Origin of the sequence: Aeromonas veronii bv. veronii (genome assembly GCF_000820225.1) — a bacterium.
GTDB lineage: Bacteria > Pseudomonadota > Gammaproteobacteria > Enterobacterales > Aeromonadaceae > Aeromonas > Aeromonas veronii.
This window is the reverse complement of sequence record NZ_CDDK01000002.1, coordinates 48,883-66,298: the sequence shown is the minus strand read 5'-3', so window position 1 is coordinate 66,298 and position 17,416 is coordinate 48,883. Positions and strand designations below refer to the sequence as shown.

The following is a 17,416-nucleotide window of genomic DNA, read 5'->3' as shown; positions in this document are numbered from 1 at the left end:
TTAGCAATTGCTGATATTTGTTCTATTGTATAAAACAACACTAAATTAGCAATATCTAAAGTAGATGGGGAGAAGGACCATGACAGTAGATAACGGAGTCAGAATCGTCGCGGGTTGCATGTTGCTGCTCTCGCTGATCCTTACCACCTGGGTTCATCCGGGCTTTGTCTGGTTGAGTGCCTTTGTCGGGGTCAACCTGATCCAGAGCGCATTCACCGGTTTCTGCCCGGCAGCGATGATCCTCAAACGGCTAGGATTTAAATAACAGGGTCGGATGACCCGGCTCACATGAGCGTGTAATAAACGCAGGAGGCTGAACATGGCAACGGTAATCGTCATCGGCGCAGGTCTCGGGGGCATGTCTGCCGCCTACGAACTCAAGGCCGAACTGGGCAAGCAGCATGAGGTGATCCTCATCAACGACAAACCGGACTTTGAATTCACCCCCTCCAACCCCTGGATTGCCGTCCAGTGGCGGGAGCGCAAGGAGACCTCGATCCCCATCGAACCCCATGTGAAGAAAAAGGGGATCCGCTTTATCCATGCCGCCCTGACCGAGCTGCAACCGGCGGCGCAACAGCTCACCCTCTCCGATGGCCAGACCCTGCGTTACGACTTTCTGGCGATCTGCACCGGTCCGGCCCTCGCCTTTGACGAGGTGGCAGGGGCTGGCCCCGAATCCGGTGGCACCACCAGCGTCTGTACCCTCTCCCACGCCGAAGAGTGCCGCCACAGTGTCAGCGCACTGGTCGATGAGCCCGGCCCTGTGATTGTCGGCGCCATGCCGGGCGCCTCCTGCTTCGGCCCCGCCTACGAGTACGCATTCATCCTCGATCGCCACCTGCGCGACAAAAAGGTGAGAAAAAATGTGCCCATGACCTTTGTCACCAGCGAGCCCTACATCGGCCATCTGGGTCTCAACGGCGTGGGCGATTCCAAGGGGATGCTGGAGAGCGAATTGCGGATGCGCGACGTGCAGTGGATCTGCAATGCCCGCACCGTGGCGGCGCAAGATGGCCAGATGACGGTGGAGGAGCTGGACGATGAGGGCAACATCAAGCGCACCCACACCCTGCCCTACAAACACGCCATGATGCTGCCCGCCTTTGTCGGCATTGCGCCACTGCGGGGCATCGAGGGGCTGGTCAATCCCCGCGGCTTTGTCATCGTCGACGAGCACCAGCGTAACCCCGCCTTCCCGCAGATTTACGCCGCCGGGGTCTGCATCGCCATTGCACCGCCGCACAAGACGCCGGTACCAACCGGGGTGCCCAAGACCGGCTACATGATTGAGGCGATGGTGCGCACCCTGAGCCACAACATCAAGGCGGAGCTCAGCGGCCAGCCGCCGGTGACCAAGGCAGTATGGAATGCCATCTGTCTGGCAGACATGGGGGACACAGGTGCCGCCTTCGTCGCCATGCCGCAGATCCCGCCGCGCAACGTCGCCTGGTTCAAGAAAGGAAAGTGGGTCCATCTGGCCAAGATCGCCTTCGAGAAGTACTTTCTGCACAAGATGCAGGTGGGGGATACCGAGCCCATCTACGAGAAACTGATGCTCAAATACCTCGGCATCGACAAGACCGAATGACCCCGCAGACTCGGCCCTCGCCGGGTCTGCGTTTGGCGGCCCTGCGCGGCAAAAACGGGGCTTTCGATTATGTTTCAAGATGTTGCTGCGGGCGGCGCGGGGTTTACCCTGCCTGCCGCCTCGGCTATCATTCGAGCCTCTTATCAATAGCGGAGACCATCAGTGGGCAACTCATCAAGTGACAGTTGTAGACCGACCCTCATCGTCGGTACCAAGGTCGCGAGCTAGCCGCAGGTCTTTCTCTGCCGCATGCTCGCAACCCTGCGAGAAGCGGAAATCCACTCCCCTCTTCTCCCTTTTTACACTTGACGTCTGGCAACCAGTGGCCAACCGCCACGGTCGCCATGCCTGCATAGTTTCTGCTTCCCACAAGGAGGCTGCTATGCGTTTTATCTCAATCAAACCGGCTGCGGATCGCGCGGTCGCAACAGGTTCTGTTGCTACCCGGGCTCACCCCCTGTTGAGCCGGCTCGGCCGTGGCATGCTGCCACGCTGGCTGGGCGGCAAACCGCACCAGCACCACTATCGGCTGCAGATCCGCTGTGAGGATCGCGCCGATATGGAGCAGGTGCTGGATATGGTGAACCACACGTTGCAACCGGCCGGGCTGCAACCGATGCAATCGATGAAGCCGGGTCGCGGCGGCGGGCGAGAGCTGGTGCTCAACCTGCAGTGCACCCCGCCCCAGCGACGCTATCTGGTGCAGTTCGTTCATCAGGTCGGAGTAGCACATCCGGTGCGCTGGCAACTGCGCCCGCGCATCGACTGCGATCCCGAACTCAACTGACCGCACACCTGCGTTAACCACAGTGAAAGGGGCCAGCCACGCTGGCCCCGCTTGTTGCGTCCTCTCCGAGCGTCAGGGCATCCGATGATGCTCACGCCCCGGGACGCCGCGTTTTGTTTGTCTGCTGGCCATCCGCGCAATCATCCCCTGATCCATCCGCCTCCCGGCGTTTCATCATGGATTGCGCCAAGCCAGCGCTTATCAGAAGGAGTACGCCATGAAGATGTGGCAACAAATTGACATGATCTCCCTGCTCGACACCCTGGCCAGCCTGCTGCTCGCCTTTGTGCTCGGCAGTCTGGTCGGGCTGGAGCGCCAGTACCGCCAACGTACCGCGGGTCTTCGCACCAACGTGCTGGTCGCCGTGGGGGCCGCCCTGTTCGTCAGTCTGGCCCAGCGCATCTATGACCTGCACGGCGGCAACTACAACGTGGTCCATGTGGTGGCCTATATCGTCTCCGGCATCGGCTTTCTCGGCGCTGGCGTCATCATGCGCGAGTCGGGCAATATCCGCGGCATCAACACCGCCGCCACCCTCTGGGGCGTCGCTGCTGTCGGCGCCGCCTGTGGTGCCGGGCTCGCCATGGAGGCAATTCTGGGCGCCCTGTTCGTGCTGGCCGCCAACACTCTGCTGCGACCGCTGGTCAACCAGATCAACCGTCGCCCGGTGGACAATACCGACACCGAAGTGACCTACAAGGTGACGGCCCTGACCCAGCGCGAACATCAAAAAGAGGTGCTGCACTGGCTCGAGGAGATGCTGGAGCAGGCCAACTACCCCCTGAGCGAGCTCGACATCGAGCCGTTTGGCGAGGGGGATCTGGAGATTTCTGCTGTGCTGCTCGCCACCTCCATCGATGGCGACGAGCTGGATGCCCTGATGGTGAAACTCGGCATTCATCCCCATATCAAGCAGGTGTTCTGGCGCACCAGTACCACCGACTGAGCCGTTGGTCAGAGGAACGAACCATCCGCCCGCAGCAAAAAGCACCGCCAGCAATGGCGGGGCTTTCTCATATGGATGGGCGAAGAGTGGCTAGCGGCGACTGCGCCAGCGCACCCTGGGGGTGATCACCTGGGCAGTCTGCGCGGGAGGATTGCCCGCAATCAGTTGCTGCATCAGCTCGAAGGCCGCGAGGGCCAGCGCCGGACAATCCTGCGCCACCGAATCGATGCGCATGGGAATGCAGTCGAGCAGGTCGTGATCATCGAAGGTACAGAGCCGCATCCCCGTCTCCATCAGCCCCGCCTCGTTGAGATAGCGCAGTACCCCTTCCAGCAGAGTAAAGGAGGCGGTAAAGAGCCCCCTGGGGGGCGCCCCCAGCTCGGCCACCAGCTCGGCCATCAGCTGATAACCGGAGCTCGGCTGGTAGTCGCGATGGCGCACCCGGGCTGCATCGGCTTCAAAACCGGCGCGATGGAGCCCCAGCTCATAGCCCGCCAGCCGGTGACGACTAGGGGAGAGATCCAGCAGGCCGCCGAAGTAGTAGATCTGCTCGCCGCACTCGCTGGTCATGTCCCGCACCAGCTCGGCGGTCGCCTTGCAGGCATCAGAGATCACCATGGGCAGGCGCGACTCGCCGATATGGCGGTCGAGCTGTACCACCGGCAGGCGGTCGTGAATGCGGGCATAGATGTCATCGCTGTGGCCGCTGGAGGCAACAATCAGCCCATCCACCTGACGGCTGATGAGGTTGTCCACCACCCGCTGCTCGAGGGCGGGATCATCCTCGGAGCAGGCGATCAGCAGCTGGATGCCCGCCTCCCGGCAGTGCGCCTCGAGGGCGCGGGCGATGCGGGCAAAACCGAAGTTGGTGAGATCGGGGATCACCAGCCCCCAGGTGTAGCTGCGGGTCTCGCGCAGGGAGCGGGCGTGAAAGCTCGGCAGGTAGTGACACTCCTCCGCCACCGCCTGAATGCGCTTGCGGGTATCGTCGGCAATGCGGTACTCCGCACTCTTCCCGTTGAGCACCAGACTGGCGGTCGCCTTGGACACCCCCGCCAGTTCGGCGATCTGGGCAATCGTGATCCGTTTCTTCTTCTCCACCTGGCCTCCCGGCTGACTAGAACCGGGCTATTGTACTAGGCACGCCGACAGCGGCCAGTGATTGAGGCAAATTTTGCAGCCATCATCGCCGTTACCTGATGAAAGTTGCGGCCTCTCCCCGGGGAAGTAGCGCGCCGACAGGCTGTGACGCCCCTCATCGATGAAACACTCCAGACTGGAGCGATCGCACAGGACGGTGAGCCGCCCGCCAGCCCATGGGCTGCAGCGGGTCTCCCACGCTCCGCTCTGCCAGTTCTGGCGCCGCAAGGTGATGCGGTCCGGCTGCCACACCAGCTCGGCCACAGCACCAAACCAGAGACTCCCCTCACCGCAGAGATCCAGATCGATCCAGGCCGAGTCGATGGCCAGTCCCGGAAATTCGCCGAGCGTCCCCTCGAAACGGGTCAACTCTCCCTTCAATGCCGCAAGCTCCGCCACCGGCCGCTGGCAGAGCCACTCATCCTGCCAGAACAGCTCCCGCGGGCAGCTCATCTGGTGGATCCAGCCGTGAGCGACAGTAGGTTGGCTCATCTCGTTCTCCTCCGGCAGCCCCAGCCAACCAAACAAGAGGCGGCGCCCCTGACTGTCTCGGGTGGTTTGCGGCGCATAGAACTCGAAGCCCCGGTCCAGCTCGTGGAAAGCCCCGTGCTCGAAGCGCTCTCCGTCGAAGTTGCCAGCCAGCCAGCCGCACTGGTAAAGGTTGCGATAATCCTCGCCTGCCGGGGCAATCCCCTGTGGGCAGCTGATCAGCACATGGCGCTCCCCCAGCGGGAAGAGATCCGGGCACTCCCACATATAGCCAAACTCACCCAGCCCCCCTCGCCCGCTACCGGCGATGGGGCCCACCCGCTGCCAGCTTTGCAGGGTGTCACCGCGATAGAGCAGCACTTCGCCCTTGTCATCCAGGGTGCGGGCCCCCAGCACCATCAGCCACTGTTTGCCGTCGTGCCACACCTTGGGGTCGCGCACGTGGCCGCTGTAGCCTTCGGGCAGATCCAGCACGGGCCCCAGCTTCTCGAAGCCTCCCTCACTGTCGGCGCGGGCCAGACACTGATAGGCGGTGCGGCTGCCATCCGGGTATTTGACATTGCCGGTGTAGATAAGGGTCAGACGCCCCTGCTCGTCGCTCACCGCCGAGCCCGAATAGCAGCCGTGGCTCTCATAGGCTTCGGTGGGCAACAGCGCCACCGGCTCGTGCTGCCAATGCAGCAGATCGGTGGAGGTGACATGGCCCCAGCCCTTGTTGCGGTGCTCGCAGCCCAGCGGGTTCCACTGGTAGAAAAGGTGGTAGCGCCCATCGTGCTCGATAAAGCCGTTGGGATCGTTAAGCAGCCCCACCGGGGCTGCCAGATGCCAGCGGGGCCGATGGGGATCGGCCGCAGCCTTGATCTGTCCGGCCAGCAACGACCGGACAATCTGGTTGAGAAGATCGCGTTCCTTCATCACTCCACCTTGTACTTGAGCAGGTAGGAAGCGGCGAAAGCGGCGCCAAAGGCGATCACCAGCCCAATGATGTAATGAATAAGGCTCATGGGCTGGACGATGGCCATGCCGGGAATACCGGTCAGCCCCACCGCCGTCATCCCCACCTTGGCCGCCACCACGTAGGCGCCGCCGCAGGCCCCGCCAAACAGACCGGCAAGGAAGGGTTTGATATAGCGCAGGTTCACCCCGAAGATGGCAGCCTCGGTGATGCCCAGCAGACAGGACATGGCCGCCGGCACGGTAATGGCCTTGATCTTCACATCACGGGTCTTGAAGTAGACCGCGAGGCAAGCCCCGCCCTGCGCCACGTTGGCCATAGCCCAGATGGGCAGCAGGAAGTTGACGCCAATTTGCGGATTGGCCAGCAGCCCCGCCTCGATAGCATGGAAGCTGTGATGGATGCCGGTGATGACGATCAGCGAATAGGTGCCGCCAAACACCAGCCCCGCCAGCCAGCCCGCCTGCTCATAGAGGGCGCTCAGACCGAACGAGATGCCATCCCCCAGCACCCGACCCGCCGGGCCGATAAAGAGCAGCGCCACAAAGCCGGTGATGATGACGGTGAGAAACGGCGTGAGGATCAGATCCAGCGCATCCGGAATGCGCTTGCGCAGCTGTTTCTCCAGATGGGACATAAACCAGACCGCCAAGAGCACCGGGAAGACGGTGCCCTGATAGCCGATCATGGCGACATCCAGCCCGAAGAAATCCATGGTCTTGAAACCACCGGCCACGCCCCAGGCGTTGGTCAGCGCAGGGTGGGTGAGGATGCCGCCAAGGGTCGCCCCGAGATACGGATTGCCGCCAAACTCCCGCGCCGCCGTAAAGCCGATCAGAATGGGCAATATGATAAAGGCCGCCGAGCTGAACATGTCGAGCATCACAAACAGGGCGCTGTCGGCATTGACCCAACCGTAGGTGCGCACCATGCCGAGCAGCCCCATCAGCAAGCCCGAGGCGACGATGGCCGGAATGATCGGCACGAAGATGTTGGAAAGGGTTCGCGCCAACCGCTGGGCCACGTTGAGCTTGGCCGCCGCCATGTCGGTCAGCTCCGCCTTGCTGGCGGTGCCGGTACCGGTCAGCGCCACAAACTCCGCATAGACCTTGTTGACCAGACCGGTGCCGAAGATCACCTGAATTTGGCCCGCGTTGCTAAAGCACCCCTTGACCCCATCCAGCTTGTCGATGGCGGCCTTGTTCACCTTGCTGTCGTCCGCCAGCACCAGCCGCAGCCGGGTAGCGCAGTGGGCAGCGCTGACGATGTTCTCCTTGCCCCCGAGCAGGGGCACCAGATCCTTGGCTATCGCACTGATATTCATATTCTTCCTCTTATGACCCGCCACGCTGGCGGGCCCTTGTCACATGAGAGTAGGGGCTGTCAAGCCGGGCTTCTAGCCGCAGCTCAACAGCCGCTTGCGCCTGATCGCAAAAAGGCATCCAGTTCGGAGCGGGTCGGCAGCGCCGTCATCGCCCCCTTGGCGGTGGTGGCCAACGCTCCGCAGCCGTGGGCCTGCGCCAGAATGGCGGGCAACTCGGCCAGCGTCGGCAGCGACGAGCGCCCGGCCAGCGCCGCCAGCAGACCGGCGACGAAGGCATCCCCCGCTCCCGTGGTATCGATGGGCGTCACTTTCTGCCCCACCCACTCCAGCAGTTCGCCACCCAAACGGGCCACCACCCCGGCCGCGCCCCGGGTCACCAGCACCAGCGCCGGGCCAGAGAGAGTGGCAAGCCCAGCGACCAATTCATCCTCGCCACTCAGCAGTTGCAGCTCCTCGATGGAGAGCTTGACCACATCCGCCTGCGCGATGGCCTGACGAACCTGCGGCAGCATCTCAGCGGGGTTGCCCCACACCTCGGGGCGCAGGTTGGGGTCGAAGCAGACCCGCCCGCCTGCCGCCTTGATGGCCGCCATGGCCTGCAGGCAGCTGGTGCGCACCGGTTCGTTGGCGAGCGCGATGGAGCAGGTGAGCAGCCACTGACCGGCATCGAAGCGGGGCAACTCACTTGGAGTGAGGAACTGGTCGGCACTGGGGCGCACCATAAAGGTGAAGCTGCGCTCCCCCTCATCATCCAGTGCCACCAGCACGGTCGAGGTGCGATGGTCAGGATCGAGCCACAGCGCGGCCACATCCACCCCCTCCCCGCTCAGGGTGTCGGCCATAAAGCGGCCGAACGGATCGGCACCGACCCGGCCGATAAAGGCCGCATCGCCACCCAGCCGTGCCACGCCAACCGCCACATTGGCGGGCGCGCCCCCCGGACACTTGAGGTAGTGCAACGCCCCTTCCGGGATCAAATCCACCACCGCATCCCCCATTACCCACACACGATTCGTCACCTTGCTACTCCACTGCTGCATCGGATACACAGTCAAACCCGAACTCTGTTCTGTTGGCTGGCATTATCAGCTAAACCGTTTTAGCCAACCAACAGATCTCGGCACCGGCTGCCATTTTTGTGATCGGGATAACGAACTAGAACCAGGTTTCCATCTGTACGCCAAAGTTCCACTCGCCACCGGCGGTGAAGTTGCTCTGGCCCATGGCATCGTCGCTGGCGTAATTGTCGAGCTCGGAGGACCAGTCCATCCAGCTGGCGAACACCCGCAGCTCAGGCCGCTCGAAGAAACCGGCGGTCTGCGCCTTGAAGGTGGGGGCAAAGGTGAGCTTGGTGAAGTTGCCGTTCACCGCCTGGCGTCCCTTGTAACCCTTGGGATCGAGATCCATGTACTGCCAGGCCGCCTCGTAGACCAGCTCGACGTTCTGGCTCAGCACCTGCGCCACCCGGGTATTGAAGGTAAGCCAGCGGTACTCATCCCCTTTCACGTAGCGATCCTGACCCTGCTCGGCCAGCAGGGCCGGGGCAAAACGCCAGCGCGAGTTGAGATCGGTGGCGCCAAACACGGCGACCCGCACCGCATCGGCGTCCGGCAACAGCTCGCTGTCAGAGCCCAGCCCCTTGACCTCGGCCCCCAGCCCATGACCATACAACACCGCCGCCTTGGCAAAACCGGGGTTGAGGCCAAAGAAGCTCTCCCCGTGGTAGGCCAGCAGGGTGTGTACCCCCTTGTCCGCCGCCTCGCTGCCCGTCCCCTTGTCATTGATGCGGGCGTCATTGTCCTTGGCCGAGAGGCCGTTCACCATCCACTGCCAGTTACCGACGCGGTTGTTCATGGTGAGGATGTAGCTCTCGATATCGGAGAGACCGCTGGCGCTGATGTCGCCGTAATCCCGGCCATAGAGGGAGAAGTTGGCCTTCCAGCTGTCGGCCAGCTGCACGTCGTAGACGCCGCCGCCGGTACCGGCCAGGAACACCACGTCGGAGTCGAGCCAGTGGATGTCAAAGTTGTCCCGATCAAAGCGCTTGCCCGCCCACAGCACCGCATTCTTGAAGGGGCCGTCGAAGCTCGCCAGATTGCCCATCTCGGCAAACACCTGACGAGTATTGAGGCTCGAATCGCTGGCGGTCCAGTCGTTGCTGGTCTCCACCCCGTCTGCCAGCATCAGCTTGTAGCGGGCCCAGCTGCCATCCTCGAAGGTCTGGGTTTTCAGCAGGTTGGCCTCCATGTAGGTGTCATCCTCGTTGCCAAGGCGACCGACGGCCCCACCCACCGAACCGGCTGGCGTGATGTAGGGGCCGCCGCGCCCACCGTTGCCATTGCTGTTGACCAACAGGCCCGAGCGGGCATAGCCGTGAAACTCGAAGCCCTGGGCACCAGCGGTCTTCTCATCCACCTTCTGGCTGCGGTTGTTGGCCACCTGCGCCTGCTCGCTGGCCGTACTCGCCTTCACTTCCGCCTGACTGGCACGGCTCTCTGCTGCCTCGGCTCTCGCTTCAGCCGCCTGTACCCGCGCCTCCAGCGCCGCCAGTCTGGCCTCGACACTCTCACCTGCAACACTCGCCTGCGCCGCCCACAGCGGGCTGCTCATCCCCAATCCCAGCGCTACCGCCAGCGCCAACTTGCTCTTGAACATCATCATCTTCCTCACCTGTCATCTGTGGCCCGGACGGGCGCTGTTGTTATCGACAGCTAGAGCATAGCTAAACCAATTTAGCCAACTCAATATGACAACTAAACCGTTTCAGCAACAGTGTGAGCGGGATAACATTTGTACAGCAGGAATTGGCGGAAGTTGTGAGGAGGATCCCTCATCAGGATCCACTCAATAAGGCAGATCCTGGCGAAATGGCGGGCAAAAAAAGAGCCGGCACAAGGCCGGCTCTGTTTATTCGGGTGGCTGAAATCAGCTGGTCAGATCGTCGAAGAAGCGTTTCACCCCTTCGAAGAAGCCTTCCGATTTCGGCTTGTGGGTCTTGGCAGCGGCACCGCTGAACGACTCGTCCAGCTGGCGCAGCAGCTCTTTCTGCTGCTCGGTGAGGTTGACCGGGGTTTCGATCACCACCTTGCACATCAGATCCCCTACCTGACCGGAGCGCACTGACTTCACGCCCTTGCCGCGCATGCGGAACATCTTGCCGGTCTGGGTCTCCGGAGTGACCTTGAGCTTGACGCGGCCATCCAGGGTCGGCACTTCAATCTCGCCACCCAGCGCAGCTGCGGTGAAGCTGATGGGCACTTCGCAGTAGAGGTTGTTGCCGTCACGCACGAAGATCTCGTGCTCTTTGACGTGCACCTGTACGTAGAGATCCCCTGCCGGTGCCCCTGCTTCCCCCGCTTCCCCTTCACCGGAGAGACGGATGCGATCGCCGGTATCGACGCCCGCCGGAATTTTCACCGACAGGGTCTTGGTGCGTTGGTAGCGACCTTCACCGTGACACTTGCGGCACGGATCCTTGATGATCTTGCCGCGACCGTGACAGTGCGGACACGCCTGCTGCACCGCAAAGAAGCCCTGACGCATCTGCACCTGGCCGGAGCCGTGGCAGGTCGGGCAGGTCTGGGCACTGCTGCCGGTGTGGGCACCGGAGCCGTTACAGACTTCGCAGTGAACCAGAGTCGGCACCTTGATCTCCTTGGAGACCCCGCGTACCGCCTCTTCCAGCGTCAGCTCCATGGTGTAACGCAGGTCGGAGCCACGGGCCGGGCCACGACGGGCACCACCACGGCCACCGCCGAAGATGTCACCGAATACGTCACCAAACATGTCGGCGAAGTCGGCACCGCCGCCAAAGCCACCGTGGCCACCGCCACCCTGGCTCGGGTCGACACCGGCATGGCCGTACTGGTCGTAACGGGCACGCAGGTTGGCATCGGTCAGGACCTCGTAGGCTTCCTTGACCTCTTTGAACTTCTCTTCGGATGCGGCATCACCCTGATTACGATCCGGGTGATACTTCATGGCCAGGCGCTTGTACGCCTTCTTGATCTCGCGATCGTCGGCATCTTTCGCCACACCCAGTACTTCGTAGAAATCGCGCTTCGACATACTCATCCTGTGGTTACGCAGACGGGCGTTGGTTACCCAACGCCCGTGAATTCATTGACCAAGCCGATGGGCGAAGCGGACTTCGCCCATCTGGGTAGGGCTTACTTCTTGTCGTCTTTCACTTCTTCGAACTCGGCGTCGACTACGTCGTCGTCAGCCTTGGCAGAAGAGGAGGACTGACCGGCATCAGCACCGGCTGCACCCTGGGCCTGAGCCTGCTGCTGGGCAATTTCCATCAGCTTCTGGGACGCTTCCAGCAGAGCCTGCTGTTTGGCTTCGATAGCAGCCTTGTCGTCACCCTTGATGGCCGCTTCCAGCTCGCTCAGAGCAGCTTCGATCTTGGTCTTGTCGTCGGCAGGCAGGGCTTCACCGGCTTCGGTGATCTGCTTGCGTACGGAGTGGACCAGACCATCAGCCTGGTTGCGAGCCTGTACCAGCTCTTCAAACTTCTTGTCCTCGGCCGCGTTGGCTTCGGCTTCGCGTACCATGCGCTCGATCTCGTCATCAGACAGACCAGAGGAGGCCTGGATGGTGATCTTCTGCTCTTTGTTGGTCTCTTTGTCTTTTGCAGAGACGTGCAGGATACCGTTGGCATCGATGTCGAAGGTCACTTCGATCTGCGGCAGACCGCGCGGTGCCGGACGGATGCCTTCCAGGTTGAACTGGCCCAGAGACTTGTTGTCGCTGGCGCGCTTGCGCTCACCCTGCAGCACGTGAATGGTCACGGCAGACTGGTTGTCTTCGGCAGTCGAGAACACCTGGGACTTCTTGGTCGGGATGGTGGTGTTCTTCTCGATCAGCGCAGTCATCACGCTACCCATGGTTTCGATACCCAGGGAGAGCGGGGTGACGTCCAGCAGCAGTACGTCGGTCTTGTCACCGGACAGTACGGCGCCCTGGATGGCAGCACCCATGGCCACGGCTTCGTCCGGGTTGACGTCTTTACGCGGCTCTTTGCCAAAGAACTCGGCAACGGTCTTCTGAACCAGCGGCATACGGGTCTGACCACCAACCAAAATTACGTCGTCGATCTCGCCAACAGCCAGACCGGAGTCTTTCAGGGCGACACGAACCGGCTCCAGAGAGTCCTTCACCATGTCTTCTACCAGGGATTCCAGCTTGGCGCGGGTCACCTTGATGTTCATGTGCTTCGGACCGGTGGCATCTGCAGTGATGTACGGCAGGTTGACGTCGGTCTGCTGGGCAGAAGAGAGCTCGATCTTGGCTTTCTCGGCGGCATCTTTCAGACGCTGCAGAGCCAGCTGGTCGTTACGCAGGTCGATGCCTTGCTCACGCTTGAACTCGTCTACCAGATAGTTGATGACGCGGTTATCGAAGTCTTCACCACCCAGGTGGGTGTTACCGTTGGTCGCCAGTACTTCGAAGGTGGTTTCGCCTTCAACTTCGTCGATCTCGATGATGGAGATATCGAAAGTACCGCCCCCCAGGTCATATACGGCAACCTTGCGCTCGCCTTTGACCTTGTTCACGCCGTAAGCGAATGCAGCAGCAGTCGGTTCGTTGATGATGCGTTTTACATCCAGACCGGCGATGCGACCGGCATCCTTGGTAGCCTGACGCTGGGCGTCGTTGAAGTAGGCTGGAACAGTGATAACAGCTTCGGTTACCGGCTCACCCAGATAGTCTTCGGCAGTCTTTTTCATCTTTTTCAGCACTTCGGCAGAGATCTGCGGCGGTGCCATTTTCTTGCCCTTCACTTCAACCCAGGCGTCGCCGTTGTCAGCTTTGGCGATGGCGTACGGCATGATTTTCAGGTCACGCTGCACTTCTTCATCTTCAAAACGACGACCGATCAGACGCTTGATGGCGAACAGGGTGTTTTTCGGGTTGGTGATGGCCTGACGCTTGGCCGGCTGACCAACCAGGATCTCGCCATCATCGGCATAGGCAATGATGGACGGAGTAGTACGATCGCCTTCTGCGTTCTCGATCACGCGAGCAGTGTCGCCATCCAGAATAGCGACGCAGGAGTTGGTAGTACCCAGGTCAATACCGATGATTTTACCCATTTGACGAATCTCCAAATACTTTGAATAAACTGGCGAGGAACTCGCCTTAATGCGTTAACGGCTAGGTGGGGGCTGCCAATCTGGCTTTCAAGCTCCCGGCATCAAATTTTTTGTGCCGCCGCGGCCTTGCTACCTATATGGGGTCGCCAGACGCAGCTTCAAGCCCCAACCCTAAAAAACCACACCCTTTGTCATGGTTGCGCGGTCACGTTGAGCCGTAAAACCGGGCAAGATGAACAGGTGCTGCAATGCGAAACAAAAAGCCCGCCACAGGGCGGGCTCGGGCACCCACAGCCAATCAGTCGACCGCTTTGGCGATCATCACCATGGCCGGACGGATCACCCGACCGTTGAGGTCATAGCCCTTCTGCATCACTGCAATGACGGTGTTCGGGGCCACATCGGCACTCGGCACCATGCTCATCGCCTGATGGGCGTTGGGATCAAACGGCTGGTTGATCGGGTCGAGCGCCACCAGACCAAACTTGGCCACGCCGCTCTGCATGGATTTCAGGGTCAGCTCGACACCTTCGATCATCGGCTTGAGGGCTTCGTTCTCCTTGTCGGCCAGTTCGATGGCACGCTCCAGGTTGTCCAGCACCGGCAGCAGTTCATTGGCGAACTTCTCCAGAGCGAATTTGTGCGCCTTCTCCACATCCAGCTCGGTACGACGACGCAGGTTCTCCATCTCGGCGGCGGTACGCAGGGCGCGTTCACGCTCTTCCGCTGCTTTTTGGATGGCGGTTTCCAGCTGCGCTTCCAGTTCGGCAATGCGGGCCTGTTCGGCTGTCACTTCACTGTCTACATCGGTCGGCTCGACTGGCTGGGCTTCCACTTGCTCCATCGCTTCAACCTTTTGCTCTTCGTGGTTCATGACATCTCCAATTCCGGGGTTACTTATGAGGGCCCTGACGTCTGGTTGAGCGACCGGACGACAACAGACCGACTATGTTGGCGCTATTATGGGGATGCATCCCCGGCTTTCAAGGGGTAAAGGGCAATCTGGGTTGCTGAATAGCCGCAACCGTCGGTTTATCCGGGTTACCGCTCACCGTTTAACCAGTAGCCTCAAGGGGATAGCCGGCCCCGTCACACGGGAGAGCGTCACAAGCGGAGCAAAGCACTGTATACTGGCCCGCAATACCCATCCCAGATCTGACTGACTATGGATTCTCCGTTCAAAACCATCGCCCTGATTGGCAAACCCCACCATGAGGGGGCCAACCAGACGCTGACCGGCCTGCATCAATACCTGACCGCCCGCGGCTTTCGGGTACTGGTGGAGAGCCGGGTCGCCCAGACCCTGAGCATCCTCGATGAAAACGTGATGGATCTGGTGCAACTGGGCCAGCAGGCCGATCTCGCCATCGTGGTCGGCGGTGACGGCAACATGCTGGGGGCGGCGCGAGTGCTGTCGCGCTTCGATGTGGCGGTGATCGGGGTGAACCGGGGCAACCTCGGCTTTCTGACCGACCTCTCGCCGCAGGATTACCTGCTTCCACTGGAGCAGGTGCTTTCCGGTCACTACAAGAGCGAACACCGCTTCCTGCTGGAGGCTTCGGTCTATCGCCACGGCGAGCGCAAGTCGAGCAATCTGGCGGTGAATGAAGCAGTGCTGCACCCGGGCAAGATCGCCCACATGATCGAGTTCGAGGTCTATATCGATGGCAGCTTTATGTATAGCCAGCGTTCGGACGGCATCATAGTGGCCACCCCGACCGGCTCCACCGCCTACTCCCTGTCGGCGGGCGGCGCCATCCTCACCCCCAAGCTCAATGCCATCACGCTGGTGCCCATGTTCCCGCACACCCTGAGCAGTCGCCCCATCGTGCTCGATGCCGACAGCGAAGTGCGGCTGCTGGTATCACCGGACAATCAGGACGATGCCATGCAGGTCAGCTGTGATGGCCAGGTGACGCTGGCGGTCCACCCGGGGGACGAGATCCTCATCAAGAAGAGCCACCACCAGCTTCATCTGGTGCATCCCCTCGACTACAGCTACTTCCACGTGCTGCGCAACAAGCTCGGCTGGGGCAGCAAGCTGTTCTAATCAGCTTTGTCCGACAACGGCATTGCCAGAGAGGGCGCCTGAATTGGCGCCTTTCTCTGTGTTCTGTCGTGGCAACGCCCCCTGCACTTCATATCCGTACTGCGTACCAATAGTCAGTCCCGCATTCTCATAGCCATAGCGCACTGGCGCGGCTTTCCTTTGTTAAAAATGGCGGCGCCCTCTTTACTGTATATAAGACCAGTATATACTGGATACATACACAGTAATGTTGACCTATACAGGATGAGACCATGCTGACCCAGCTGACCGTCAACAACTTCGCTATCGTCAAGTTTCTCGAACTCGATCTGCAACCGGGCATGACCTGTATCACAGGTGAGACCGGTGCCGGTAAATCCATCGCCATCGATGCTCTCGGTCTCTGTCTCGGAGAGCGGGCCGAAGCCGGCATGGTGCGACCCGATAGCGACAAAAGCGAGGTCAGCGCCCGCTTCCTGCTCGACAACAACCCGGCCGCCCGCGCCTGGCTCGCCACCAACGAGCTGGAAAACGAAGGTGAGTGTATCGTCCGGCGAGTCATCTCAGCCGAGGGGCGTTCACGCAGCTATATCAACGGCGTGCCTGTCCCCCTCACCCAGCTCAAGAATCTGGGCCAGCTGCTGGTCAACGTACACGGTCAGCATGCCCACCAGATGCTGCTCAAACCCGACTACCAGCTCGCTCTGCTCGACGGTTATGCCGGTCACCATCTGCTGCTCGACGAGGTGCGCCAGCACTATCAGCAGTGGCGCCAACTGCAAAACGAGCTGAACCGGCTCAAAGCCGAGCAGCAGCAGCGGGAGGCCCGTCGCCAACTGATCGAGTATCAGGTGCAGGAGCTGGACGAATTTGCCCTGCAACCGGGGGAGTTTGAAGAGATAGAGGAGGAGCACCAGCGTCTCGCCAACGGCACAGAACTGATGCAAGAGTGTGGGGCTTGCCTCGATCTGCTCTATGACAACGAAGAGACCACTATCGCAGGGCTGCTGCAATCGGCCGTCGATCGGGCCGAGGGACTGGTCAGCATGGACAGCCGCCTCACCCCGGTACTGGAGATGCTGAATGAAGCGCTGATCGGGGTGCAGGAGAGCCACAGCGAACTTCGCAGCTACCTCGATCGGCTGGAACTGGATCCCGAGCGTTTTAACGAGCTGGAGGCCCGCCTCTCCAGAGCAATCAATCTGGCCCGCAAGCACCATGTCAAACCGGCAGATCTGGCTCAGTACCATCAGGAGCTGGCCTCTGATCTCGCCCGCCTCAACTCCGATGAGGAGCGGTTAGAGGGGATGGAGGATGAGCTGGCCGAGGCTCGTCAGGCTTTTGTCCAGGCCGCCGAGGCCCTGAGCCAGAGCCGTCAGCGTTACGCCCAGGAGCTGGGCGCCAAGGTAACCAGCAGCATGCACGAACTGGCGATGCCCGATGGCCGCTTTGCCATCGAGGTGCGCCCCGATGCCCAGAGCAGCCTCTCTCCGCTGGGTATAGATCGGGTGGAATTTATGGTCACCACCAACCCAGGTCAGCCCATCCAGCCGCTTGGCAAGGTGGCTTCGGGCGGTGAGCTGTCGCGAATCAGCCTTGCCATCGTGGTGATCAGCGCTCGCAAGGTCTCCACTCCGACCCTGATTTTCGATGAAGTGGATGTGGGGATCAGCGGCCCGACTGCCGCCGTGGTGGGTCGCCTGCTGCGCCAGCTCGGCGAGTCCACTCAGGTGATGGTGGTCACTCACTTGCCTCAGGTGGCAGGCAACGGCCACCAGCATATGGTGGTGAGCAAGCATACCGATGGCAAAACCACCGAAACCCGGATGGATGCACTCGACCAGAATGCCCGCCTCAATGAGCTGGCACGCCTGCTCGGTGGCGACCAGATCACCGACAACACCCTGGCCAATGCCCGCGAGCTGCTGCGTCGGTGAATCCGGTGATAAAGCCGATTTGCAGCGATGGCGACTGACAGGACAGACCGAACATGCTGACTGTGCAGGTACGGACGAGTGCCATGGCCTTCACAGTCAGCAATAGCCAATAGCCAATAG

The 17,416-nt window shown here is 61.2% G+C and carries 14 protein-coding genes; 6 read left to right on the top strand and 8 right to left on the bottom strand.

From position 1 onward, the window contains the following. Positions 1–79 precede the first annotated feature (79 nt). The 4 genes from BN1139_RS00275 to BN1139_RS00260 all read left to right on the top strand — a co-directional run bounded on the left by BN1139_RS00275 (position 80) and on the right by BN1139_RS00260 (position 3,324). Positions 80–265, top strand: coding sequence for a YgaP family membrane protein (locus BN1139_RS00275; protein WP_005350344.1), 186 nt, complete (start codon positions 80–82; stop codon positions 263–265). Positions 266–319: 54 nt separating this feature from the next. Beyond that, entirely contained in the window at positions 320–1,591 is a 1,272-nt protein-coding gene (locus BN1139_RS00270) for an NAD(P)/FAD-dependent oxidoreductase (RefSeq protein ID WP_005350342.1), read from the top strand. A 382-nt stretch (positions 1,592–1,973) separates the two neighbouring features. Further along, positions 1,974–2,378 carry a hypothetical protein gene (locus tag BN1139_RS00265; protein ID WP_005350338.1) on the top strand — a complete coding sequence of 135 codons (405 nt, stop codon included), beginning with the start codon at positions 1,974–1,976 and terminating at the stop codon, positions 2,376–2,378. A gap of 217 nt (positions 2,379–2,595) precedes the next feature. Then, positions 2,596–3,324 carry an MgtC/SapB family protein gene (locus BN1139_RS00260; RefSeq protein ID WP_005350335.1) on the top strand — a complete coding sequence of 243 codons (729 nt, stop codon included), beginning with the start codon at positions 2,596–2,598 and terminating at the stop codon, positions 3,322–3,324. Positions 3,325–3,414: 90 nt separating this feature from the next. Here BN1139_RS00260 and BN1139_RS00255 read toward each other — a convergent pair whose 3' ends face one another. From BN1139_RS00255 to grpE, 8 genes are all read right to left on the bottom strand, one after another. Then, positions 3,415–4,425: a LacI family DNA-binding transcriptional regulator gene (locus BN1139_RS00255; RefSeq protein WP_005350332.1), complete on the bottom strand. Its 1,011-nt coding sequence runs from the start codon at positions 4,423–4,425 to the stop codon at positions 3,415–3,417. 27 nt (positions 4,426–4,452) lie between these two features. Then, entirely contained in the window at positions 4,453–5,868 is a 1,416-nt protein-coding gene (locus tag BN1139_RS00250) for a glycoside hydrolase family 32 protein (protein ID WP_013723962.1), read from the bottom strand. Next, complete coding sequence (locus BN1139_RS00245; protein ID WP_005350318.1) at positions 5,868–7,232, bottom strand: sucrose-specific PTS transporter subunit IIBC; 1,365 nt, start codon at positions 7,230–7,232, stop codon at positions 5,868–5,870. The genes BN1139_RS00250 and BN1139_RS00245 overlap by 1 nt, the downstream gene beginning before the upstream one ends. 83 nt (positions 7,233–7,315) lie before the next feature. After that, the gene (locus BN1139_RS00240) at positions 7,316–8,272 is read right to left on the bottom strand and encodes an aminoimidazole riboside kinase (protein WP_005350317.1); all 957 of its coding nucleotides are present in this window, start codon (positions 8,270–8,272) and stop codon (positions 7,316–7,318) included. A 115-nt stretch (positions 8,273–8,387) separates the two neighbouring features. Continuing rightward, a complete protein-coding gene (locus BN1139_RS00235) occupies positions 8,388–9,893 on the bottom strand; it encodes a carbohydrate porin (RefSeq protein WP_085942054.1) in 1,506 nt (501 codons plus the stop codon). A 264-nt stretch (positions 9,894–10,157) separates the two neighbouring features. Then, positions 10,158–11,300 (bottom strand): molecular chaperone DnaJ, encoded by a 1,143-nt coding sequence (gene dnaJ / locus BN1139_RS00230; RefSeq protein WP_005338032.1) that lies wholly within the window; start codon positions 11,298–11,300, stop codon positions 10,158–10,160. Positions 11,301–11,401: 101 nt separating this feature from the next. Continuing rightward, positions 11,402–13,330 (bottom strand): molecular chaperone DnaK, encoded by a 1,929-nt coding sequence (gene dnaK / locus BN1139_RS00225; protein WP_005338034.1) that lies wholly within the window; start codon positions 13,328–13,330, stop codon positions 11,402–11,404. 298 nt (positions 13,331–13,628) lie between these two features. Then, on the bottom strand, positions 13,629–14,204 hold the full coding sequence (gene grpE / locus BN1139_RS00220) for a nucleotide exchange factor GrpE (RefSeq protein ID WP_005338036.1): 576 nt from the start codon (positions 14,202–14,204) through the stop codon (positions 13,629–13,631). Between the two features lie 291 nt (positions 14,205–14,495). Between grpE and nadK the strand changes: the two genes are divergently transcribed. Both nadK and recN read left to right on the top strand, forming a co-directional pair. Further along, on the top strand, positions 14,496–15,380 hold the full coding sequence (nadK, locus tag BN1139_RS00215; protein WP_005338038.1) for an NAD(+) kinase: 885 nt from the start codon (positions 14,496–14,498) through the stop codon (positions 15,378–15,380). A 251-nt stretch (positions 15,381–15,631) separates the two neighbouring features. Beyond that, positions 15,632–17,296: a DNA repair protein RecN gene (gene recN, locus BN1139_RS00210; RefSeq protein ID WP_005350315.1), complete on the top strand. Its 1,665-nt coding sequence runs from the start codon at positions 15,632–15,634 to the stop codon at positions 17,294–17,296. Positions 17,297–17,416 lie beyond the last annotated feature (120 nt).

What these genes read in the sequence shown, in the direction of transcription:
- BN1139_RS00270 (WP_005350342.1), top strand. Translation starts at nt 320, where the DNA reads ATGGCAACGGTAATCGTCATCGGCGCAGGTCTCGGGGGCATGTCTGCC.
- BN1139_RS00275 (WP_005350344.1), top strand. Translation starts at nt 80, where the DNA reads ATGACAGTAGATAACGGAGTCAGAATCGTCGCGGGTTGCATGTTGCTG.
- BN1139_RS00245 (WP_005350318.1), bottom strand. Translation starts at nt 7,232, where the DNA reads ATGAATATCAGTGCGATAGCCAAGGATCTGGTGCCCCTGCTCGGGGGC.
- recN (WP_005350315.1), top strand. Translation starts at nt 15,632, where the DNA reads ATGCTGACCCAGCTGACCGTCAACAACTTCGCTATCGTCAAGTTTCTC.
- dnaJ (WP_005338032.1), bottom strand. Translation starts at nt 11,300, where the DNA reads ATGTCGAAGCGCGATTTCTACGAAGTACTGGGTGTGGCGAAAGATGCC.
- BN1139_RS00260 (WP_005350335.1), top strand. Translation starts at nt 2,596, where the DNA reads ATGAAGATGTGGCAACAAATTGACATGATCTCCCTGCTCGACACCCTG.
- nadK (WP_005338038.1), top strand. Translation starts at nt 14,496, where the DNA reads ATGGATTCTCCGTTCAAAACCATCGCCCTGATTGGCAAACCCCACCAT.
- grpE (WP_005338036.1), bottom strand. Translation starts at nt 14,204, where the DNA reads ATGAACCACGAAGAGCAAAAGGTTGAAGCGATGGAGCAAGTGGAAGCC.
- dnaK (WP_005338034.1), bottom strand. Translation starts at nt 13,330, where the DNA reads ATGGGTAAAATCATCGGTATTGACCTGGGTACTACCAACTCCTGCGTC.
- BN1139_RS00265 (WP_005350338.1), top strand. Translation starts at nt 1,974, where the DNA reads ATGCGTTTTATCTCAATCAAACCGGCTGCGGATCGCGCGGTCGCAACA.
- BN1139_RS00240 (WP_005350317.1), bottom strand. Translation starts at nt 8,272, where the DNA reads ATGCAGCAGTGGAGTAGCAAGGTGACGAATCGTGTGTGGGTAATGGGG.
- BN1139_RS00250 (WP_013723962.1), bottom strand. Translation starts at nt 5,868, where the DNA reads ATGAAGGAACGCGATCTTCTCAACCAGATTGTCCGGTCGTTGCTGGCC.
- BN1139_RS00235 (WP_085942054.1), bottom strand. Translation starts at nt 9,893, where the DNA reads ATGATGATGTTCAAGAGCAAGTTGGCGCTGGCGGTAGCGCTGGGATTG.